22 protein-coding genes, 1 tRNA gene and 1 riboswitch are annotated in these 21,047 nt (G+C 69.1%); of the genes, 11 read left to right on the plus strand and 12 right to left on the minus strand.

Features of this window, described 5'->3' with window-relative positions; translation table 11 throughout:
• Positions 1 to 244 precede the first annotated feature (244 nt).
• Positions 245 to 478, plus strand: coding sequence for a hypothetical protein (locus VNJ48_RS22435; protein WP_325606020.1), 234 nt, complete (start codon positions 245 to 247; stop codon positions 476 to 478).
• 23 nt (positions 479 to 501) lie between these two features.
• The gene (locus VNJ48_RS22720; RefSeq protein WP_414689980.1) at positions 502 to 804 is read left to right on the plus strand and encodes a type II toxin-antitoxin system PemK/MazF family toxin; all 303 of its coding nucleotides are present in this window, start codon (positions 502 to 504) and stop codon (positions 802 to 804) included.
• 98 nt (positions 805 to 902) lie between these two features.
• Here the strand turns inward: VNJ48_RS22720 and VNJ48_RS22440 are convergent, their stop codons facing one another.
• Positions 903 to 1,457 (minus strand): GrpB family protein, encoded by a 555-nt coding sequence (locus tag VNJ48_RS22440; protein WP_325606021.1) that lies wholly within the window; start codon positions 1,455 to 1,457, stop codon positions 903 to 905.
• A gap of 251 nt (positions 1,458 to 1,708) precedes the next feature.
• Between VNJ48_RS22440 and VNJ48_RS22445 the strand changes: the two genes are divergently transcribed.
• Positions 1,709 to 2,173, plus strand: coding sequence for a T6SS immunity protein Tdi1 domain-containing protein (locus tag VNJ48_RS22445; RefSeq protein WP_325606022.1), 465 nt, complete (start codon positions 1,709 to 1,711; stop codon positions 2,171 to 2,173).
• A gap of 93 nt (positions 2,174 to 2,266) precedes the next feature.
• On the opposite strand, the gene VNJ48_RS22450 is transcribed toward VNJ48_RS22445, so the two are convergent.
• From VNJ48_RS22450 to VNJ48_RS22460, 3 genes are all read right to left on the minus strand, one after another.
• On the minus strand, positions 2,267 to 3,490 hold the full coding sequence (locus VNJ48_RS22450) for a DUF4032 domain-containing protein (protein WP_325606023.1): 1,224 nt from the start codon (positions 3,488 to 3,490) through the stop codon (positions 2,267 to 2,269).
• A gap of 53 nt (positions 3,491 to 3,543) precedes the next feature.
• On the minus strand, positions 3,544 to 3,792 hold the full coding sequence (locus VNJ48_RS22455) for a hypothetical protein (protein WP_325606024.1): 249 nt from the start codon (positions 3,790 to 3,792) through the stop codon (positions 3,544 to 3,546).
• A 72-nt stretch (positions 3,793 to 3,864) separates the two neighbouring features.
• On the minus strand, positions 3,865 to 5,709 hold the full coding sequence (locus VNJ48_RS22460; protein ID WP_325606025.1) for a glycoside hydrolase family 13 protein: 1,845 nt from the start codon (positions 5,707 to 5,709) through the stop codon (positions 3,865 to 3,867).
• 47 nt (positions 5,710 to 5,756) lie between these two features.
• Here VNJ48_RS22460 and VNJ48_RS22465 point away from each other — a divergent pair.
• The 3 genes from VNJ48_RS22465 (at position 5,757) to VNJ48_RS22475 (ending at position 7,695) form a co-directional block, all read left to right on the plus strand.
• Positions 5,757 to 5,829: transfer RNA gene (locus VNJ48_RS22465), tRNA-Thr, on the plus strand.
• A gap of 64 nt (positions 5,830 to 5,893) precedes the next feature.
• Positions 5,894 to 6,805, plus strand: coding sequence for a class I SAM-dependent methyltransferase (locus VNJ48_RS22470; protein ID WP_325606026.1), 912 nt, complete (start codon positions 5,894 to 5,896; stop codon positions 6,803 to 6,805).
• Positions 6,806 to 6,816: 11 nt separating this feature from the next.
• Complete coding sequence (locus VNJ48_RS22475; RefSeq protein WP_325606027.1) at positions 6,817 to 7,695, plus strand: phosphotransferase enzyme family protein; 879 nt, start codon at positions 6,817 to 6,819, stop codon at positions 7,693 to 7,695.
• A 14-nt stretch (positions 7,696 to 7,709) separates the two neighbouring features.
• On the opposite strand, the gene VNJ48_RS22480 is transcribed toward VNJ48_RS22475, so the two are convergent.
• The 7 genes from VNJ48_RS22480 to VNJ48_RS22510 are packed head-to-tail and all read right to left on the minus strand — an operon-like array spanning position 7,710 to position 14,594.
• Complete coding sequence (locus tag VNJ48_RS22480) at positions 7,710 to 8,102, minus strand: hypothetical protein (RefSeq protein ID WP_325606028.1); 393 nt, start codon at positions 8,100 to 8,102, stop codon at positions 7,710 to 7,712.
• Complete coding sequence (gene pdxY / locus VNJ48_RS22485) at positions 8,099 to 8,953, minus strand: pyridoxal kinase PdxY (RefSeq protein ID WP_325606029.1); 855 nt, start codon at positions 8,951 to 8,953, stop codon at positions 8,099 to 8,101. The genes VNJ48_RS22480 and pdxY overlap by 4 nt, the downstream gene beginning before the upstream one ends.
• A 25-nt stretch (positions 8,954 to 8,978) precedes the next feature.
• The gene (locus tag VNJ48_RS22490) at positions 8,979 to 9,752 is read right to left on the minus strand and encodes a class III extradiol ring-cleavage dioxygenase (RefSeq protein WP_325606030.1); all 774 of its coding nucleotides are present in this window, start codon (positions 9,750 to 9,752) and stop codon (positions 8,979 to 8,981) included.
• Between the two features lie 58 nt (positions 9,753 to 9,810).
• Entirely contained in the window at positions 9,811 to 10,503 is a 693-nt protein-coding gene (locus tag VNJ48_RS22495; RefSeq protein ID WP_325606031.1) for a uracil-DNA glycosylase, read from the minus strand.
• Entirely contained in the window at positions 10,500 to 11,933 is a 1,434-nt protein-coding gene (locus VNJ48_RS22500) for a pyridoxal phosphate-dependent decarboxylase family protein (protein ID WP_325606032.1), read from the minus strand. The genes VNJ48_RS22495 and VNJ48_RS22500 overlap by 4 nt, the downstream gene beginning before the upstream one ends.
• The gene (locus tag VNJ48_RS22505; protein ID WP_325606033.1) at positions 11,930 to 13,279 is read right to left on the minus strand and encodes an MFS transporter; all 1,350 of its coding nucleotides are present in this window, start codon (positions 13,277 to 13,279) and stop codon (positions 11,930 to 11,932) included. Before VNJ48_RS22505 ends, VNJ48_RS22500 begins: the two co-directional genes overlap by 4 nt.
• A gap of 1 nt (position 13,280) precedes the next feature.
• Positions 13,281 to 14,594, minus strand: a complete 1,314-nt coding sequence (locus VNJ48_RS22510) for an alpha/beta fold hydrolase (RefSeq protein WP_325606034.1) — start codon at positions 14,592 to 14,594, stop codon at positions 13,281 to 13,283.
• Between the two features lie 75 nt (positions 14,595 to 14,669).
• Between VNJ48_RS22510 and VNJ48_RS22515 the strand changes: the two genes are divergently transcribed.
• Positions 14,670 to 16,208: an FMN-binding glutamate synthase family protein gene (locus VNJ48_RS22515; protein ID WP_325606035.1), complete on the plus strand. Its 1,539-nt coding sequence runs from the start codon at positions 14,670 to 14,672 to the stop codon at positions 16,206 to 16,208.
• A 15-nt stretch (positions 16,209 to 16,223) separates the two neighbouring features.
• On the opposite strand, the gene VNJ48_RS22520 is transcribed toward VNJ48_RS22515, so the two are convergent.
• Positions 16,224 to 17,666 (minus strand): trehalose-6-phosphate synthase, encoded by a 1,443-nt coding sequence (locus tag VNJ48_RS22520; protein ID WP_325606036.1) that lies wholly within the window; start codon positions 17,664 to 17,666, stop codon positions 16,224 to 16,226.
• Between the two features lie 160 nt (positions 17,667 to 17,826).
• Between VNJ48_RS22520 and VNJ48_RS22525 the strand changes: the two genes are divergently transcribed.
• The 4 genes from VNJ48_RS22525 to thrC all read left to right on the plus strand — a co-directional run bounded on the left by VNJ48_RS22525 (position 17,827) and on the right by thrC (position 21,034).
• Positions 17,827 to 18,123 carry a DUF3263 domain-containing protein gene (locus tag VNJ48_RS22525; protein ID WP_297733814.1) on the plus strand — a complete coding sequence of 99 codons (297 nt, stop codon included), beginning with the start codon at positions 17,827 to 17,829 and terminating at the stop codon, positions 18,121 to 18,123.
• Positions 18,124 to 18,161: 38 nt separating this feature from the next.
• Entirely contained in the window at positions 18,162 to 18,668 is a 507-nt protein-coding gene (locus tag VNJ48_RS22530; protein WP_325606037.1) for a LytR C-terminal domain-containing protein, read from the plus strand.
• A 37-nt stretch (positions 18,669 to 18,705) separates the two neighbouring features.
• A complete protein-coding gene (otsB, locus tag VNJ48_RS22535) occupies positions 18,706 to 19,554 on the plus strand; it encodes a trehalose-phosphatase (protein WP_325606038.1) in 849 nt (282 codons plus the stop codon).
• 61 nt (positions 19,555 to 19,615) lie between these two features.
• Positions 19,616 to 19,749, plus strand: a riboswitch (SAM riboswitch).
• Between the two features lie 13 nt (positions 19,750 to 19,762).
• Positions 19,763 to 21,034 (plus strand): threonine synthase, encoded by a 1,272-nt coding sequence (gene thrC / locus VNJ48_RS22540; protein ID WP_325606039.1) that lies wholly within the window; start codon positions 19,763 to 19,765, stop codon positions 21,032 to 21,034.
• Positions 21,035 to 21,047 lie beyond the last annotated feature (13 nt).

Raw genomic sequence — 21,047 nt, forward strand, 5'->3', positions numbered from 1 at the left:
GGCCGCGACGATCGCGCGGAGGGTGCCTCGTTCGACCTGGCCGTGAATGGCGGCGGCCGCAGCTCGGGGGTCGGTGTGGCAGCACCAGAAGCCGCCGTCGCGGTTGCGCGTCTGTTCCACGGCGGTACGACGGGCCTGCCGCACGTCAGCGCCGGTGATGGATCGGCTCGCGGACCGCGCCAGTGCTGGATCGTCTTCCGCTCGCGAACTTCCAGCCGCGGCCTGCTCGTGGCATGATTGTGGCATGAGTCGCACACGCTTGAGCACCACGGTGGACGCCGGCCTCCTCGAGAGCGCCCGCAAGGCGTCCGGGAAGCCTGACTCCGCACTTGTTGACGAAGCTCTCGCTGCCCTGCTGGCTCGCCACCGCTCGGCCGAAGTGGACGCCAGCTACGCCGCGTACGACGCGCACCCTCTCGACGAGCCAGACGAATGGGGAGACTTGGCCTCGTTCCGACGGGCGGTCGCGGCGTCATGACGGACCTTCCCTCGCGAGGGGAGATGTGGTGGTGTGAGATGGCGGAGATCGGCCGCAGACCCGTCGTCGTCCTGTCTCGAGACGCAGTCATTCCGCGCCACCGTCGCGCACTCATCGCCCCCTGTACCACCACCATCAGAGGCCTCCCGAGCGAAGTCCTCCTCGAACCCGGTGACGACCCGGTGCCACTTCGCTCGGCGGTCAATCTCGACTCGATCGAAAGCGTCTCGATCGCGATCCTTGTCGAACGACTGGGACGAGTGGCCGAGGCCCGGATGCGAGAGATCTGCGCCGCCCTCGCAATCGCGGTCGACTGCGCAGACTGAGCGGCGGCTCATCGTCGGTAGCGGATCGCCTTACGGCGCGCGTCCGCCAGGCCGTGCGGGAGGCGACAGATCCCGGCACATCAGGCCGGCCGTGCACGCTACGACTTCCGGGCGCGTCCCTTGATCTCGGCGATGACCGCCGACTTGGCTTCGGCGTAGGCGTTCATGTCCGGCCAGTCCTGATCGATCAGGGCGCGCTTGGTTCGCTCGTACAGGTCGCGATCCTCCGGATCCGAGCGCAGGCGGTCGCGAAAACACAGGAGATCCAGCGCCTCCAGGTCCCCGATTCCGTGGATGTGCACATGGACATCGCGGGCCGGGGTGCGCACCATGCGGTGTCCGGGCTCCCGGACGCGGAGTTCGTAGCCGGCGTCCACAAGCTGGTCGAGGTAGTCCTCTTCGGCCGTGATGTCCTCAACGGCGACGAGGATGTCGAGGATCGGCTTCGCTGCTAGCCCCGGCACCGATGTCGAACCAGTGTGCTCGACTTGGACGCCTGTTCCCAGAGCGGTGGTGATCCGACGTTCGTGGCTGCGGTACCAGCTGGGCCAGTTCGGGTCGTAGTCGGCCAGCACGAGGTCGCGCTTTTCGATACCACCAACGAGTTCGACCGCCGTGACGTCTGCTCGGCGAGGTTTGCGGTCTGCGGGCATTGCCCGAAGTGTTCCATGATCGCCGGGCAGGACAGGAACTTCGGTCATCGGACGTCGTGATCTTCAACCACCCAAGGCGGAGCGGCCGGAAGTCGTCCCGTGTCGGCGAACGACGCCTACGCCGGCGAGCTGGCCACGACGAGACGCCAGGCCCCCAAGTCGTCACCGGAGACAGATCGCGCCGACGTGACCACAGCGGGATCGGGATACGGGCGTCCGCCGATGACCTGACGTAGCCCTAAGGTGACGGAATGCAGACGATCCGTCGATTCGGAGTCGACGCCTACGCTCAGGCTCTCGAGTCGTGGACCTGGCTCGAAGGACTTTCAGGTATGACTCCAGCCTTGACCAACGCGTTCGGCGATGTGTTCTTGCAGAGTCAGGATGGCTCGTTCTCGTTCTTGGACACGGTCGAAGGGCGGCTACAACTGGTGTGGCCGGACGCTGCCGCCTTCCAAACCGACATCAACACTCCTACGGCGCAAGACCACTACCTCATGATCGGGCTGGCACAAGCTGCCGCAGACGCAGGGCTGGAGCCCGCCCCCGACCAAATCTTGTCGTTCAAGACGCCGCCAGTTCTCGGCGGCGAACTCTCGATGGAAAATTTGGAGATCGCCGACTTCGTCGTGACCGTCAACGTCGCTGGCCAGGTACACGGTCAGGTCAGGTCCCTTCCGCCGGGAGCCCCCATCACCGGCATCACAATCACCTGAAACGCGAAACCTCCCCCACGCTGCGATCGGCGTGATGGTTCCGAACAAGTATCGGCATCTGGGGGGTCTGGAACGTCGAGGTGCCGGGCGACCTCAGCCCGGCGAGACGTCGTCGTCGGCGGTGATGGCCTCGTCGGGCTTGCTGGTCAGCACGGTGTCGATGTAGCTGCGGGCCGTGTCGAGGATGCCGACCTCCTCGCCGGCCTGCTCCGAGAGGTACCACCGGTGGACGAGGATCTCGTGGAAGACCTCCGCCGGCTCGAGCTTGCCGCGCGCCTCGGACGGGATCATCGCCATGATCGGCTCGTAGATCTCGGTGAGCCACTTGTTGGCGACGAGGTGGCGGTCCTCGCGACCCAGGTCGTGATGAGCGATGAAGGACGCGAGGTCGTTGAGGAGACGCCGGGCCTGGTTGTCCTCGACGGTCATCCCGGTCAGCGCCTGCAGCTCGCGTCGGTGGTGTCCGAGCTCCACGACCTTGGGCTGGATGCGGATCCGGTCGCCGTCGAAGTCGGTGATGATGTCGAGCTCGTCGACGTCGAAGCCGAGCTGGTTGAGGCGCTCGATCCGCTCCTCGATGCGCCACATCTCCTCGGAGTTGAACTCCTCGGTGCGCGTCAGCTCGTGCCACAGGTTCTCGTACTGCTCTCGCAGCCGGGCGATGATCGCAAGGGCATCGAGATCGGTGCCCACCGCTCCGCTGGCCTGCAGGTCCATCAGCTCGGCGAAGATGTTCTCGGTCCCGACCGTGATGTCGTGCTCGCGCATCCGGTCGCTGACGGTGTCGTGGTGCTCGCCGGTCTCGGCGTCGACGAGGTAGGCCGCGAACTCGCCCGCACTGCGACGGAACAGGACGTTGCTCAGCGACACGTCGCCCCAGTAGAAGCCGGCCAGGTGGAGCCGGACGAGCAGCACCACGATCGCGTCGACGAGGCTGGGGAGGTTGTCGGCCGTCATGCCGTGGGAGAAGAGGCTCCGGTAGGGCAGCGAGAACTGGAGGTGCTCGGTGAGCAGCGCGGCGTTCAGGTCCTCGCCGGCGGCGTCGGTGCGCCCGGTGACGACGCCTTGGGGGACCACCGTCGGCATGCCTTCGCGCTGCAGGTTGCGCAGGAGGCGGTACTCCCGGAACGCGATGTCTTCTTGGGTCTCCTTGACGGCGTACGTGCGCTGACCCAGCCGGACGATCCGCACGATGTGCCGGCTGAGCCCCCGTGGCAGGGGGACGACGTGGTCGTCGGTCCACTCCTCGAGCGGCGTCGACCACGGCAACGTGACGATGGCGGGGTCGGGCCTGCTCGCGACGATGCGCAGGGCCATGTCGCGAACCTACTCGACGCGGCGCTCGACGCGCGTCGAGGAGTCGAGGGTGTTCAGTCCTCGGGCAGCTCGGCGAAGGCCCGCTTCGTGGCGTTGTACCAGTCGAGCGACTTCTTGGGACGCCGCCAGCGCCCCTTCATCGCGTCGCGCGCCTCCTGGTGGGTGGCGTCTCCGGCCTTCTCCGCCTCCTTGAGGTGCTGGTCCTGGGACTTGATGACGTCGTCCGCGGTCTGGCTGGAGTGCTCGAGGTCGCAAGGGCCGCCCAGCTGGCGACAGGTCATGGTCTTGGTGGCGGTCGTCATGGGGTTTCCGTTCGGTCCGGGTGAGTGGGTCACCTGTATGACGATCGCCGCTCCCGGGTTGTGACAGGGCCGTCACAGGTCGTCGGACAATGCCCAGACGTCCAGCCGCGGCCCGTCGCTGGCCGGGATGACCGACGACGCCCTGTCCGTCATCTCGACGAGGGGCGCGCCGGGCTCAGTGCCGAGGAGGTGGTCACCGAGATTCAGCGGGAGCGAGAACGAGGGGCTGGCCGCCCGGCGCGCGACCACCAGCACGGACCCGTCGGCGTGCTCGCGCACGAAGGCGATGGTGTCGTCGTCGACGTGCGCCCACCGCTGACCGCCTCTGCGGAGCGCGGCCCGCGAGCGGCGTACGCGTGCCAGCTCTGCGTAGGCCGTCATGGTGGCGGTGTCCCAGGACGCCTCGTCGCCCCAGGGCATCGGCCGCCGGGAGTCCTCACCGACGACGCCTTCGAGCCCGAGCTCGTCGCCGGCGAACAGCATCGGGACGCCCGGCATCGTGAACTGCAGCCCGGCCGCCACGCGGTGGAGGGCGGGATCGCCGCCGACCAGGGTGCGGATGCGCGCGGAGTCGTGGGAGCCGACGAGGTTCCAGCTCGAGGTGGTGGCACGCCAGCCGAGCACGCCCTGCCAGGTGCGGAACGTCTCGACGACCGCGGGTCCGGTGCGACGAGCCACCTGGACCGGTCGGCCGAACGCCCTCGCGGGGGTGTCCTCCGAGCGCAGCCACGACCAGACCGGCCACGAGAACCCGGAGTAGTTCATGGTCGCGTGCCAGCCGTCACCGTCGACGTCGCCGGAGGCGTCATGGTTGTGCTCGCCGATGACGAAAGGGTCCTCCCGCAGCGACTCGGACGTGCGGCGTACGGCGCGAGCGACCTCATGAGCCACGTCGAGTGCCCCGAGGCGGCCGGTCATGTTGGCGACATCGATGCGCCAGCCGTCGACGTCGTACGGCGGCTGCAGCCAGCGCCCGACGACCGAGCCCGGCCCCTCGACCATCGCCGCACGCAGGTCGGGATCTCCGTGGTTGATCTTGGGCAACGTGGCGAAGCCCATCCAGTCGGCGTAGGAGCCGTCCTCGCCGAAGTAGTAGAACGACCGCGTGGCCGACTCCGGATCGGCCTGCGCGCTGGTGAACCACTCGTGGGTGTCGCCCGTGTGGTTGGTCGTCAGGTCGCCGAGGATCCGCCACCCCCGCTCGTGCACGGCGGTGCTCAGGCGTTCGTAGGCCGCATCGCCCCCGAGCAGCGGATCGACCTCGACGAAGGTGGTGGCGTTGTAGCGGTGGTTGCTCTCGGCCGGGAAGACCGGGGTGGTGTAGACGATGTCGGCGCCGACCCGCTCCAGGTGGTCGAGGTGCTCGACGATCCCGTCGAGGTCGCCGCCGTAGAGCTGGACGGCGGTGCGCGGGTCGTCGAGCTCGAAGACCACGGTGTCGTCCCACCTCGCGGGCACCGCCCACGGCGGGGTCGGACGGTCATCGGCAGTGGTCGAGCGGGCAAACCGGTCGGGGAAGATCTGGTAGACGACTCCGTCCCGGGCCCAGTCGGGCGCGGGAGCGTGCGAGCTGAGCTTGAAGTCACCGGCGTCCGGCACGTCGATGTCGACGAGCCCGGAGCCGGTCAGCCAGAGCTGGGTGCCGTCGGGGCGGACCAGGAGGAAGCGGTAGTGGGTGACCGGGTTGTGCACCAGCAGGTCGCCCGACCACCAGACCGTGTGATCGTCGCCGCAGGTCCTCGCCAACCGGAGGAAGACGGGCTCGGCGTCGTACGTCGTGCGCAGCCACACGTCCTGGATCGGGTCGTCGGGGTGACTGCGCATCCGGAGGGTGACCGTCTCCCCGAGCCGGGGTGCCTCCGACTCGACGTAGGTCGGAGACCCGTCGTGGTGGGGCAGTCGTAGGAGGTCCGGCACGAGCGGAACCCTAGTCAACTAGCATGTGCGCGCGCCCGCTGGTGCGCGCCGGTGTAGCTCAGTTGGTAGAGCGCCATACTTGTAATATGGATGTCGCGGGTTCAATTCCTGTCACCGGCTCTCTGGGCTGAGGCCCTCCTGCAAACCCGTTGACCTGGGGTACGTGCACGACGAGGGTGCACGCATGTCCATCCACCAGCACCCCCTCGCCTACCTCCTCGGTCTGGAGGGGCTCGCCCTGATGCGGGCCTTCGCCGGTGACCACGACCGCGACTTCACGCAGGCGCGCATCGCCGAGGTCCGGGCCCTGCTCGACCGTGCCGACGACTTCGGCGACGGGGTCGACCTCGAGCCGATGCCGAGCGCAGAGGGGTACGACGTCTGGGCGCCCGCCTACGACAGTCCGGACAACCCGTTCTTCGCCATGGACGAGTCCGTGCTCCTGCCGATCCTCGACACCCTGCCGCCCGGCGACGCCATCGACGCGATGTGCGGGACGGGCCGCTACGCAGGCCATCTCGCCGCGCGTGGCCACCGTGTCCGCGGCTTCGACTCGTCGCCCGGGATGCTCGACCTGGCCCGCACGAAGCTGCCGGACGTGGAGTTCGACCTGGCCGACGTGGCGGCGATGCCCGTGCCCGATGCGTGCGCGGACGTCGTGGTGAACGCGCTGGCGATCAACCATGTCGACGACCTCGGTCCCGCGTTCGCCGAGGCGGTGCGGGTGTTGCGTCCCGGTGGCCACCTGCTGCTGTGCTCGATGGTCGGATACTTCCCCGGCTCACGGCTCTCGCCGCTGCTGGAGCACAACTCGAAGGGCGAGATCGGCTACATCCGCGAGTGGAACCACTCGACGGGAGAGATCCTCCGTGCTGCTCTCGGCGCCGGCTTCACGGTCCGCGACTGCCAGGAGCTCGTGGCGGAGCGGTCGTCGGACGAGTACGACGGAGAGCTGGAGCTGCCTGCGCCGGGTGAGCCGATGAGCATCTGGCAGCTCCACCCGTGGGTGCCGACGGCCGCCAGCGCCGTACGCAACGACCGGGTGTGTCTGGTGGGGTGGCACTTTGAGCTTCCACGTCCCCCAGCCACCCAATGAGAGGTGCCCCGGTGAACAACCCGACTGAGTTCTTGGCGAGGTTCTGGGGCATCGACGACGCCAGCGTGACCCCGATGGACGGGGGCATGAACTCCGACACCTGGCTGGTCGAGCATGAAGGGTCAACCTATGTGGCGAAGGCGGTCTCGCCCGAGATGGCCGCTGCCTTGGTGGCAGGTGGTGAGGTTGCGACGACGCTCGCCGAGGCCGGGTTCGTCACCGGGCCTCCTGTTCCCACCCGCGACGGCAGGATGGTCCTGACCGAGCCGGCACTGGCGCTGCTAGCCCATGTGCCGGGCCGGGAGCTGGGCGGAGAGTCCGACGAAGAGCAGGGATGGATCGCCAGCACGCTGGCGGGCGTCCACTCCGCAAGCTCGCCCACCCTCGGGCCCAACACGGCCACGTTCGCGTTGGACTGGCTCTCACCCCAGATGCCCGGGGTCGGCGATCATCAGTGGCTCACGGCGGCAATTGAGGCAGTGCGACACGAGACCGATCCGCTGACCCTCACGTGGTCGGTGCTGCACACCGACCCTGCGCCCGAGGCGTTCATCCACAACGACACAACAGGGGTGACCGGCCTGATCGACTGGACCGGGGCACGGCGGGGACCCGTCCTCTACGACGTGGCATCTGCCGTCATGTACCTCGGCGGTATCGAGCACGCCTCCGCATTCCTCAACACCTACCAGTCGCAAGGCCCGCTCTCCGCCGACGAGATGCGACACCTTGAGGCGTTCAGCCGCTTCCGCGAAGCGGTCCAGGGCGCCTACTTCGCTGGACGGCTCGCCTCGAACGATCTCACCGGCGGAATCGAGCACGCAGACAACGAGAAGGGTCTCTCCGATGCGCGGCGACGACTTGGCGCGCTCGGCTTTGCCGCCTCATAGGCAAATCGACCCGGTCACACCGACAAGACCACCCACGCGAAGCCGACGACCACGGCGATGACCGTCACCCCCAGTGCCGTGAGCAGCGCCGCGACAACCGCACGACCCACGGAGACCGTCTTCCGGGTCGCCAGGGTCGCCGTCACCAGGCCGCCGATCCAGCTGACGCACATCCAGCCGAACGAGGAGTACATCAGGAGGAAACCCGTGCCGATGCCGCACGCATAGGTCCGGCAGGCATCCTCGTCGTCGAGCAACAGCTCCATCGAGTAGCCGACGGCGTAGAACGACACCACCGCCAGCACGGGGGTGATCACCGTGAGCAGACCGACGGCGGCGAGCAGGGCCAGGAACCGGTCGGGCCTGGACGGGCCGGGAAGCTCGGGATGCCAGCCCTGGGCTGTCACCGGACCTGCCTGACCGCGAACTCGCACGCCGGGTGGGCGATCGCGTCCTGGGCGGCGACCAACCGCAGCTCGCGCTCGCCCGACTCGAGGGTCGCCTTCAGCACGGCGAAGACCGACGACGCCGTGCGGGCCAACGCCTCGGCGGGGGAGCCGGTCTCGTGCAGGTGGGCAGTGAACATGGCGGCGGTGATGTCGCCCGACCCGTTGGCCTTCATCGCCAACCTGGGTGTCTCGACGAGCCAGGCACCGTCGCCCGTGACGGCCAGCATCCCGATGGTCTCTGAGGTCTCGGCGTCCCCGTCGAACACCGAGGTCACCAGCACCGTCGCGGGGCCCATCTGCCGGGCCAGGTCGGCCGAGGCCAGCGTGTCCGACAGGGAGGTCGGCGCGGTGTCGGTGAGGAAGCCGAGCTCGAACTGGTTGGGCGTGATGACGTCCGCCTGCGGCACCACCAGCTCGCGGATGATCGGGGGGATCGCCGGGTCGACGAAGCAGCCGGACGTGGCGTTGCCCATCACGGGGTCACACGTGTACGTCGCAGCAGGGTTGGCTGCCTTGACCTGGGCCACCGCGGACAGGATCACCTCGGCGATCCCGGCCCCACCCTGGTAGCCCGACAGCACGGCATCGCACGAGGGCAGGACCCCGCGTTCGGCGATGCCGGTGATGACCGCGGCGACGTCGTCGGGCGACAGGAGCGGGCCGCGCCAGGCGCCGTACCCCGTGTGGTTGGAGAAGTGCACGGTGGACACCGGCCACACCTCGTGGCCCAGCCGCTGGAGCGGGAAGACGGCCGCGGAGTTGCCGACGTGGCCGTAGGCGACCGAGGACTGGATGGAGAGGATCTTCACCAGGTCAGGCTAGGGCCACCGGGATTCACGCGACCTGCAGCGACCTCTTCGACAGGCCCAGCCAGAAGCCGTCGATGACCTGTGCGCCCGGCTCGTCCGGGGTGGTGGCGGCGCCGAGTGTGACGAAGAGCGGGGTGTAGTGCTCGACGGTCGGATGGGCGTACGCCATGCCAGGGGCCTTCGAGGCGTATGCCGCCAAGGCATCGACGTCGCCTCGCGCCATCGCCTCGGCAGCCCACGCATCGAAGTCGTGCGACCAGCCGGGCACCGCGGCGTCGATGCTCCAATCGGTGAGGAACGGCAGGCCGTGGGTGAGGAAGCCGGACCCGATGATGAGCACGCCCTCGTCGCGCAGCGGCTTGAGCCGCTCGCCGAGCGCCAACAGCTTCACCGGGTCGTGGGTGGGCAGCGACATCTGTAGGACAGGGATGTCGGCGTCGGGATACATGATCGTCAGCGGAACCCAGGCGCCGTGGTCGAGCCCGCGGCTGCGGTGCTGGTGGACCGGCTCGTCGCTCGGCATCATCGCGGCCACCCGTCGGGCCAGTGCGCTGGAGTCCGGCGTCTCGTAGGTCATCCGGTAGTACTTCGGGGCGAACCCGCCGAAGTCGTAGACGAGCGGCGCCTGGTTGGCCGACAGGCTCACCGGCGCCGACTCCCAGTGAGCGCTCACGATCAGGATCGCCGAGGGGACGGGGAGGTTGCTGGCCAGCGACGCCAGCTGCCCGGACCACACGGGGTCATCGAGCAGCGGCGGGGCACCGTGCCCGATGTAGAGGGCTGGCATGCGAGGGCTCACGCGGACATAATAGTTGAAACTCGGACTTTATTCGACCGGACGGGATGTGACCCGACGCTCAGGCGTCCGGCAGCGTCCAGTCGACCGGCTCCGCACCCTGGTCGGCGAGCAGCCGGTTGACCCGGCTGAAGGGCTTCGACCCGAAGAAGTCGCGGTAGGCCGACAGCGGCGACGGGTGCGCGGACGCGACCCACGGGATCGCGCCGAGCAGGGGCCCGGCCTTCTGCGCCGGGCCGCCCCAGAGGATCGCGGCGCAGGGACCGCCTCGCTCGGCGAGCGCGGCGATGGCGCGCTCGGCGATGGGCTCCCAGCCCTTGCCGCGATGGCTGTTCGAGTCGCCGGGGCGCACGGTGAGGACCCGGTTGAGCAGCATCACGCCCCGGTCGGCCCACGCGGACAGGTCCCCGTGGTCCGCAGGCTCGATCCCGAGGTCGTCGTGCAGCTCGCGGTAGATGTTGGCCAGGCTCGGCGGCAGCGGCCGGACGTGCCGGTCGACGGCGAAGCTCAGGCCGATGGGGTGTCGAGGGTTGGGATAGGGATCCTGTCCCAGGACGAGGACACGTACCTCGGCCAGTGGGCGCTGGAACGCTCGGAAGACCAGCTCGCCGGCTGGCTGGTAGCCCCGCCCGGAGGCCACCTCCTCGCGGAGGAACTGCCCCATCTCACCGATGCGCTCGTCGACCGGGGCGAGGGCCGCGGCCCAGTCGGGCGCCACCAGGCCCTGGTCGACCAATCCCTGCAACGCGCTCACGCGGCAGGCCCCGTTGACGGTCGCGACAGCCGGTCGAGGAAGGCGACCAGCAATGCCTCGCGCATCGCCGTCGAGGCCAGGTCGAGCATGGCGTTCACCGGCGCCATCCGGCTCGGCAGCTCCAGCGACCCGTCGGCGGAGGCTCCCACCAGGCCGGACGCGGCCAACAGGCCGTCGAAGGCCGCGTCGCTCAGGGCCGCCGGATCGAGGGCCGCGATGAAGGCCACGACGTCGTCGTCGACCACCACAGGTCCAGCCTCCCGTGCCGCCGTCACGGACTCTCGCAGCGCAACCGTGAAGTCGTCGAGGTGCGCCCGGGTGGCTGCGCTCACCGACAGGTGCACGGACGCCGGCTGCCCCTCGAAGGCCAGCTGCGGCTGGACGTACCACCCCCGCGAGACGAGCTCGTCGGTCACGGTGAACGGATCGCACGAGTCGTCGGTCGCGAAGGTCACCAGCGTGGAGTCGGGTGCCACGACGAGGCGCAGCCCGGGCTCGGCGGCGATGGCGTCGACGATCCGGTCGACTGCCTCGAACACCTCGCCGGCCAGCCTGAGGTAGCCCCCGTCGCCGATCGTCGTGACGACAGCCCACGTCCCGGCGATCGGCCCGCCGGAGCGCGTCGACTGGGTCGTCTGGTTGAGCATCGTGTAGCCGGGCCACGCGGCGGACGCGAAGAACTGCGGGCGTCGAAGCGCGGCGTCGCGGTGCAGCAGCAACGAGGTGCCCTTGGGTGCGTAGGCGTACTTGTGGGTGTCGACCGAGATCGAGGTGACGCCCTCGACGGCGAAGGTCCATTTTCGCACCGGTCGGCCCAGCCGTGCGGCGTACGGCAGCACCCACCCACCGATGCAGGCGTCCACGTGGCAGCGCACACCGGCGGCCGAGGCCGCTGCGGCGATCTCGCTCACCGGGTCGATGACCCCATGGGCGTACGACGGAGCGCTCGCCACGACGAGCACGGTGCTGTCGTCGATGACGGCCGCCATGGCCGCCGGATCGGCACGGAAGTCGGGACCCACCGGGACCGCGACGGCACGCACCCCGAAGTAGTGGGCAGCCTTGTGGAAGGCAGCGTGCGCCGTGGACGGGATCACCATCGTCGGCCGCTCGATGTCGGGCCGCGAGTCCCGAGCCCCTTGGACGGCGAGCAGGATGGACTCGGTCCCGCCCGAGGTCACCGTGCCCACCACGGTGTCGGGAGCATCCAAGAGCCGCGCCGCGAAGCCGATCAGCTCGTTCTCCATCGTGAGCAGCGACGGGAAGGCAGTGGGGTCGAGGGCGTTCGACCCGGCGTACGCCGCAACCGCCTCGCGTCCCACCCGGTCGACCTCCGCGTCGCCGCCGTCATAGACATAGGCCAGGGTCCGTCCGCCGTGGACCGGCAGGTCGCCGGCCTGCAGCAGGTGGAGCCGCTCGAGCGCGTTCACGCTGCCACCCCGGAGCGCACGGCTGCCGCGACCTCGTCGGCGTCGAGCGTGTAGCGGCTCAGCCACCACAGGCTCAGCACGATCAGGACGGCCGGCAGCACCGAGAACCCGAGGGTGATCGCGGTCAGGGCCGATTCCGGCTGTGCCACGTCCCCGCCCTCCGAGGAGACGTAGCCGCCCGCGGCGAGCACGACCGCGAACACTCCCGGTCCGAGCGCCAGGCCGAGGGTCTCCCCTGCGGTCCACACGCCGGTGTAGACGCCTGCGCGGTTCTCGCCGGTGCGGGCGGCGTCGGTGGCGGCGGCGTCGGGCAGCATGGCCATCGGGAAGACCTGGCAACCTGCGTAGCCCACACCGACCAGCGCTGTGGCGGCGAAGACGACGGCGGCGGGAGCCACCTGGGCGAACGCGGCGAGGGCGGCGCCGGCAGCGAGGATCAACGAGGCCACGACATAGCCCTGCTTCTTCCCGACCCGCTCTCCGAACGCGGCCCAGACCGGCGTGAGCAGCAACGCCGGCCCGACGAAGCATACGAACAGGAGCGTCGAGGCTCCCTGGTTCTCGAGAACCTCGCGAGCCAGGTAGTCCACCCCGGCGAGCATGCACCCGATCGCCAGGCCCTGCAGCATGAAGGTCGACAGGAGCAGCCGGAAGTCGCGGGCGGTCGCCACGATCCGCAGCTGGTCGCGCAGTGACCCGGCCCCGGCCTCGACGGCACCGATCGGGGCGCGTCGGGTGCCGAGGTACGCACTCACGACACCCACGGCGATGATCAGCGCCATCACCAGTCCCATCACCCGGTAGCCGGCCCGACCCCCGACCGCGTCACGGATCACCGGCGCGGTGGCGCCGGCCAGCATGATCGTGAAGGCGAGGATCGCCACGCGGGCCGTCATCAGCCGCGTGCGCTCGTGGTAGCTCGAGGTGATCTCCGCTGGCATGGCGACGTACGGCACCTGGAAGAAGGCGTAGGCCGACGCAGCCAGCACGAAGAACACCAGCACCCAGGCGGCCTCGAGGCCCTGCGACCCGAGGTCGGGCGCTGCGAAGATGAGCGCGAAGGCACCGGCCAGCATGATCCCGGCGCGGAGCAACCACGGGCGACGCGGTCCTGCCGGGTCGACGGTGCGGTCAGAGATGCGACCTGCGATCGGGTTCAGCACCACGTCCCAGGCCTTGGGCAGGAAGACGATCAGTCCCGCCCAGAGCGCGGCGATGCCGAGCTCGTCGGTGAGGTAGGGCAGGAGCATCAGGCCTGGCACGGTGCCGAAGGCGCCGGTCGCCACCGAGCCCGAGCCGTAGCCGATGCGCACGCTGCGGGGGAGTGCTCCGGGCGAGTCGGCCACGTCAGGACCCGAGCGATCGCGAGCCGGCCGAGCCGTAGCGGCGCACGGGGTTGGCCCCGATGGACTCGGGACCACCGGACGTCTTCTTGGCGGTCCTCTTCTTCGCGGCCGTCGTCTTCTTGGGTGCTGCCTTCTTGGCGGTCCTCTTCTTCGCGGGCGATTTCTTTGCCGCGGGCTTCTTGGAGGTGGCCTTCTTGGTGGAGGCCTTCTTGGCGGTCGACTTCTTCGCCGTCGGTCCGGGGCTGCTGCTCGACCACTTCTCGATCCACTCGTCCATCACCCGCCAGGTGGAGTCGCGCGCTGCCCTGCCGGTGAGCATCCCGAGGTGACCCCCCGGCACGATCTCGAAGCGCACCTCCGCCGACCCGGTCAACAGGGGCACGACTGCCTTGACCGCCTTGATGGGGGCGATCCCGTCGGTCGCACCGCCGAAGACGAGCACCGGAGCCACGATGTCGGAGAGCTCGATGCTGCGGTCACCGAAGGGCATGGACCCCTCGACGAGGGCGTTGCCCTTGATCATCCGGTGGTAGAGCTGGCCGAAGCTGCGACCGGGGTAGGCGATCATGTTGGCCATGAAGCGGTCCACGGCCTCGATCTGGGCGAGGTAGTCGGCGTCGTCCAGGTGGGTCGCCACGGCGAGCGGCTTGGTGACCATCTTCTGCACGCTGGCGAGCTGGAAGGCCCACTTCACCAGCGGGGTGGGGATCCCGCCGAGCGCTTGGTAGGCGCGGGTGATGCCACCACGGCCCTCGGTGAGGTTGAGGAGCGGTCGCATCGGGGCCACCAGAGGCACCTTGCGTACGTCGACCGGTGAGCCGACCACCGTCAGCGACGCGATCGGCAGCGTCGGCTGGTCGGCTGCGGTGAGCATCGCGAAGATGCCCCCGAGGCTCCACCCGATCACGTGCACGGGACGCCCGCCGGCATGGTCCGAGACGGCGTTGATGGCAGCGGGCAGGACCTCGTCGACCCAGTGCTCCATGCCCAGCTTGCGGTTGCGGAAGGACACCTGGCCGTACTCGACGAGGTAGGTGCGTCGACCGCGGGTGACGAAGTGCTCGACCAGCGAGCAGCCGCGTCGCAGGTCGAAGCACAGCGCAGGCGCGGCCAGGGGCGTCACGAGCAGGATCGGATCCCCCGACTCGACCACGCGTGCTGCCGGCCGGTAGTGGTAGACCTCGCGCAGCTCCCCGTCGTCGATCAGCGTCCGCGGCATCGGCCGCAGATCGGCCAGTCCGCCGTACAGGACCTTGTGGGCGACGTTGGTCGCAGCCGAGACCAGCTGGTCGGGTTTGGGTGGAAGGAGGTCCATGGGCTCAGAAGATACGCCGGGTTCCTCGCCCGAGGGGATGTTGCCCAGGCGCGAAGGCAGGACTAGACACGACACATGAAGAAGACCCTCGCCGCCCTGGGCGCGGCCGCTGTCGGTGCGGTGGCCGTGCGAGACCTCACCCAGAAGGAACACGCCCTCAAGCGCAACTTCCCGGTGATCGCCAACCTGCGCTACATGCTCGAGACCATCGGCCCCGAGCTGCGGCAGTACATCGTGACCAGCAACGACGAGGAACGACCCTTCAGCCGCGACCAGCGGCGCTGGGTCTACGCGAGCTCGAAGCTGCAGAACAACTACTTCGGATTCGGCACCGACAACGACCTCGAGGGCCAGACCGGCTACCCCATCATCAAGCAGCGCACGTTCTCCGACGTCGCCCCTTCCACCCACGCCCACACCGGCGAGGAGACCCCGCTTCCGTGCGTCAAGGTCATCGGCCAGGCACGGGGACGCGCCAAGGCGTTCCGGCCCGAGTCGATCGTCAACATCTCGGGGATGAGCTACGGCTCGTTGAGCAGCGCGGCGATCACGGCACTCAACAAGGGCGCGGAGCTGGCCGGCTGTCTCCAGAACACCGGCGAGGGCGCGTTGTCGCCGTACCACCGCCAGGGCGGTGACCTCGTCTTCCAGATCGGCACCGCCTACTTCGGCTGCCGCGACGCCGAGGGGGTCTTCGACCTCCAGCGGTTGGTCGACCTCTGCGCCGGAGCCCCGGTACGGATGATCGAGGTCAAGCTCTCCCAGGGCGCCAAGCCCGGTCTGGGCGGCATGCTGCCGGGGGTCAAGGTGACCGAGGAGATCGCCGAGATCCGCGGGATCCCGGCCGGGGTGGACTGTGCGTCACCGAGCCGGCACAAGGTCTTCCACGACGTCGACTCGATGCTCGACTTCGTGGAGATGGTCGCCGACGCCACCGGCCTGCCCGTCGGTATCAAGAGCGCCGTGGGCAACATGGACTTCTGGGACGACCTCATCGCCGCGATGAGTCCCGAGCGCATGGTCGACTTCATCAACATCGACGGCGGCGAGGGTGGCACCGGCGCCGCGCCGCTGGTGTTCGCGGACTCGGTGTCCTTCCCGTTCCGGGTGGGCTTCTCCAAGGTCTACAAGCGCTTCGCCGAGGCTGGGCTCACCGACGACATCACCTTCATCGGAGCGGGCAAGCTCGGGCTGCCCGACAATGCTCTGGTCGCCTTCGCCCTCGGCTGCGACATGGTCAACGTCGGCCGGGAGGCGATGCTGGCCATCGGCTGCATCCAGGCCCAGAAGTGCCACACCGACGAGTGCCCGACCGGTGTCGCCACGCAGCAGGCCTGGCTGATGCACGGCCTCGACCCGGCGTCGAAGTCGGTTCGTGTCGCCAACTACGTCAAGACGCTGCGGCGCGACCTGCTCAAGGTCTCCGAGGCGGTTGGCGTCGCCCACCCTGCCCTGATCACGGCCGACGACATCGATCTGATCGACGGGCTGCAGTCGTCCCAGCCGCTGCGCGACGTCTACGGCTACGGGCGCAACTGGGGCACGGTGGGGCCGGAGCTCGCAGCCGAGATCACCTCGATCATGGCCGGCACCCACGCTCACCACCCCGGCTAGGACGTCACAGCGGGGTCACTCCCCGCGAGCTGGCCGCACGGTCTTGCCGTGCTCGGGCCGGATGTCGGCGAGCGCGGAGAGGAAGCTCGTGGCCCATGCGCTGACGTCGTTGTCGACGACCTGCTTGCGCATGGCGCGCATCCGCCGCGTCGTCTCCTTGGCGGGCGCGTGGTAGGCCTCCATGAGCGCGGACTTCATCCCGTTGATGTCGTAGGGGTTGATCAGATAGGCCTGACGCAGCTCGTGCGCCGCGCCGGCGAACTCCGACAGCACGAGGGCGCCGTCGTCGTCGTAGCGGCAGGCGACGTATTCCTTGGCGACGAGGTTCATGCCGTCGCGGTAGGGCGTCACGACCATGATGTCGGCGGCACGGTAGAGCGCGGCCATCTCCTCGCGGGGGTAGGAGGAGTGCAGGTAGGAGATGGCGGGACGGCCGATCCGGCCGAGGTCTCCGTTGATCCGTCCGACCAGGCGGTCGATCTCGTCGCGCAGGATGCGGTATTCCTCGACCCGCTCGCGCGAGGGGGTCGCCACCTGCACGAAGACGACGTCCTCGACGTCGAGCAGGCCGTCGGCGATCAGCTCGGCGAAGGCACGCAGCCGCGGGTAGATGCCCTTGGTGTAGTCGAGCCGGTCGATGCCGAGGAAGACCTTGCGGGGGTTGCCGAGCGCCTCGCGGATCTCGTCGGCCCGCTCCTGGACAGCAGGTGTGCGGGCGAGCTCGATGAACCCGGCCGCGTCGATGGAGATCGGGAACGCGCAGGCCTTCACGGTGCGGCCGTCCGGGAGGTAGACGAGGTCTCGGTGGGTCTTGTGCCCCACCCGGCCCCGCACCAGACGGACGAAGTTGCCCGCCCCGCCCGGGAGCTGGAAGCCGATCAGGTCGGCTCCCAGGAGTCCCTCGAGGATCTGTCGACGCCACGGCAGCTGGCTGAACAGCTCAGCGGGAGGGAAGGGGATGTGGAGGTAGAAACCGATCCGCAGGTCCGGGCGGAGCTCGCGGAGCATCTGCGGCACCAGCTGGAGCTGGTAGTCCTGCACCCACACGGTCGCGCCCTCGGCGGAGATCTCCGCAGCGCGCTCGGCGAAGCGCCGGTTGACCCGGACGTAGGCGTCCCACCACTCCCGGTGGAACCCCGGCTTGGCGACCAGGTCGTGGTAGAGCGGCCAGAGGGTGCCGTTGGAGAAGCCTTCGTAGAACTCCTCCACCTCCTCCTCGCTCAGGTGCACCGGCACCAGCTGGAGACCGTCTTCGACGAAGGGCTCGAGGTCGGCGTCGTCGGTCGATCCGGGCCAGCCGATCCAGGCGCCGTCGTGGGCGCGCATCACCGGCTCCAGGGCAGAGACGAGACCACCCGGGGAGCGACGCCAGTCCGAGTCCCCGTTGGGCAGGGTCACCCGGTCCACCGGCAGTCGATTGGCAACGATCACGAGGTCGGCTAGCCGGGGTTGAGGCACAATTCCACCCTAACCGTCCGCTTCGCCGCCCGACTCACCCAGAGGGTGGGGCCCGACTCACCCACAGGTGGGGACGCGACTCGCCGAGAGCGAATGACATCGGTGTTGTTCGTCGCCTACAGTGAGTGGAAGCAGGAGACCCCGACTCAGGAGCTGTGCCATGGACGCCGCGAACGTATACGTCTCACCCGAGGGTGACGGCACCCCCGGCTTGAGCCAGCGCGATCGCGACATCCTCGAGTTCGAGCGCCACTGGTGGAAGTTCGCCGGCGCCAAGGAGCAGGCGGTCCGCGAGAAGTTCGACATGGGCTCCACCCGCTACTACCAGGTGCTCAACGCCCTCATCGACCGTCCCGAGGCGCTTGAGGCCGACCCCCTGCTCGTGCGACGCCTCCGACGGCTGCGTGCCTCGCGCCAGCGCCAGCGTTCGGCTCGCCGCCTCGGGTTCGAGGTCTGACCCACGTGTTCGCGCCTACTTCCCCCAGCGAGGCACCCATGACCGCGACACCGGCACGACGGCCCCGCTCCGAGTGCGGTGCTGCCTTCCCCTCCCCGCTGGTGATGCTGAGCGTCATCGCGATCGCCATGGCGGGCTTCACGTTCGCCGCCACCCGCGACGCACCGGCGACCGAGCGCAAGATCACCACCGCTGCGGCGACCCCTGTCGAGACGCCTGAGCCGACTGCGGTCCAGCCGACGAAGAAGCCCAAGCCGCAGCCGGTCGTCAAGCGCGGCGAGGTCTACGTCGAGGTCTACAACAACTCCGGCATCAAGGGGCTCGCAGCCACCACCGCAGCCAAGGCGACCCAGGTCGGTTGGCAGGTCGTGGGCGAGGACAACTGGTACGGCGCCATCCCCGCGTCCACCGTCTACCACCCCCAGCGCCTGCAGGCGGCTGCCAAGCAGCTGGCGCTCGACCTCGGCATCGCTCGCACGGCGCTGGCGGTCGAACCCATGAAGATGGACCGGCTCACGATCGTGCTGACGGGCGACGCCGCCTGATGGAGGCCTGAGTCGGCCCACGTGATTGGGTCTCCTCATGGAGTTCACCTCCCCGGCAGCCGAGCAGCGATACGGCGAGCTCGTCGCGCGCGTTGACGAAGTGGTCGTCGGCCTGGATTTCGACGGCGTCCTGTCGCCCATCGTCGAGGATCCGGACCGGGCTCACATCCACGCGGACGCGCCCCAGGTGCTCGTCGACCTGAGTGGGATCGTGCGGGCCGTCGCGGTCGTCACCGGGCGCCCCGCTCGTCAGGCGCTCGCCCTGGGTGGGCTCGACGAGGTCGGCGACACGATCGGCGAGCACGGCAAGGAGCTGTTCATCTTCGGCCAGTACGGCAACGAGCGCTGGTCGTCCACGAACCGGCGGGTGGTCTCGCCGCGACCGCCGCACGGGTTGGCCAGCTTCTGTCGTGAGCTGCCCTCCCTGATGAGGCGTGGTGACGCCGCCGAGGCGTTCGTCGAGGAGAAGGGGCTCGCGGTCGCCGTACACACGCGTCGTCTCGAGGACGCCGCGGCGGCATACGAGCGACTGCTGCCCCCGATGGCCGAGCTGGCCCGGGCGAACGGCCTGGTCGTCGAGCCCGGACGCAACGTGATCGAGGTCCGGGCCCCCGGTCAGCACAAGGGCCACGCGGTGCAGACGCTGGCCGAGGAGCAGGCCGCCGGCGGCTTCCTCTATGCCGGTGACGACCTCGGCGACGTCGAAGCATTCGAAGCCGTCGCCGCACTGAGGGACCAGGGCCTGGCCACGTTGCTGGTCTGCGCCGCATCCGACGAGCAGTCCGCGCTGGTGCCGCTGGCAGACGTGGTGGTCCCGGGCCCCGACGGCGTGCTCGAGCTCCTTCGGCGGTTGATCGCCGATGCCGGCAAGGCCCGGCGAGGCTGAGCGCCTCCGCCAGCATGTGGACACGATGTGCACATGCTGAGACGGCCTGTCTACTCTGAAGACCTCATCACGAGGGACTGAGGGAACGGCCCGACGAAGTCCCGGCAACCGCCACGAACCTCCTGTCGCCTGCGGCAGTCGCGGAAACGGTGCCAATTCCGTCCCGGCGCGAAAGTCGCCCGGGGTCGATGAGAAGGAGGACTTCGCCATGTCTGTTGTCGCACAATCCGCCCCGTCGAAGACGTTCCGCGCTGGAGCCTTCGGCAACGCCCGCGTCCTGGTGTGCCGCGAGTGCAGCCACGAGGTCGACCTCGGCCCGCACTACGCGTGTCCGGAGTGCTTCGGTCCGCTGGAGGTGGCCTACGACTTCCCGCAGGTGACTCGCGAGGAGATCGAGGCAGGTCCGGCCAACATCTGGCGCTACAAGGCCCTGCTGCCGGTCCCGAGCGACATCGAGCAGAGCCCCAACATGGAGCCCGGCTTCACCCGCCTGCTCAAGGCTGACAACCTCGGGCGCGAGCTGGGCATCGACAACCTGTGGGTCAAGGACGACTCCACCAACCCGACCAACTCGTTCAAGGACCGGGTCGTGGCCTGTGCCCTGAGTGCGGCCCGCGAGCTCGGCGCCAAGGTCTTCGCCTGCCCCTCGACGGGCAACCTCGCCAACGCGGTCGCGGCGGCGGGGGCCCGCGCCGGGATCAAGACCGTGGTCTTCATCCCGAGCAACCTCGAGCAGCCCAAGCAGGTCAACTCGGCCGTCTTCACCGACCGGCTCGTCGCCGTCAACGGCAACTACGACGACGTCAACAAGCTCGCCTCGGAGATCGCCGGCGAGGAAGAGGGCTGGGCGTTCGTCAACGTCAACGTGCGCCCCTTCTACGCCGAGGGATCCAAGACCCTCGGCTACGAGATCGCCGAGCAGCTCGGCTGGCGACTGCCCGACCAGATCGTCATCCCGGTGGCCTCTGGCTCGCAGCTGACGAAGGTCGACAAGTCGTTCCAGGAGCTGATCAAGCTGGGGCTCGTCGAGGACAAGCCCTACCGGGTGTACGGCGCCCAGGCCACCGGTTGCTCCCCGGTCAGCGTCGCCTACAAGGGCGCCACCGACGCCATCCGTCCGGTCAAGCCCGACACCATCGCCAAGAGCCTGGCCATCGGCAACCCCGCGGACGGGATCTACGTCCTCGACGTCTGCCGCCGCACCGGCGGCGCGGTCGAGGACATCAGCGACGACGAGGTGCGCGCCGGGATCGTGCTGCTGGCCCGCACCGAAGGCATCTTCACCGAGACCGCCGGTGGGACCACCGTGGGGGTCCTGAAGAAGCTCGTCGAGACGGGTCAGCTCGACACCACGCTCGAGACGGTCGTGATCAACACCGGCCACGGACTCAAGACCCTCGACGCCGTCTCCGACCGGGTGAGCGCCGCCGCCACCATCGAGCCGACCTACTCTGCCTTCACCGCCGCCAACCTCGTCTAGCCCTCTTCTTCTC

The organism is Nocardioides sp. (genome assembly GCF_035576065.1).
Lineage (GTDB): Bacteria > Actinomycetota > Actinomycetes > Propionibacteriales > Nocardioidaceae > Nocardioides.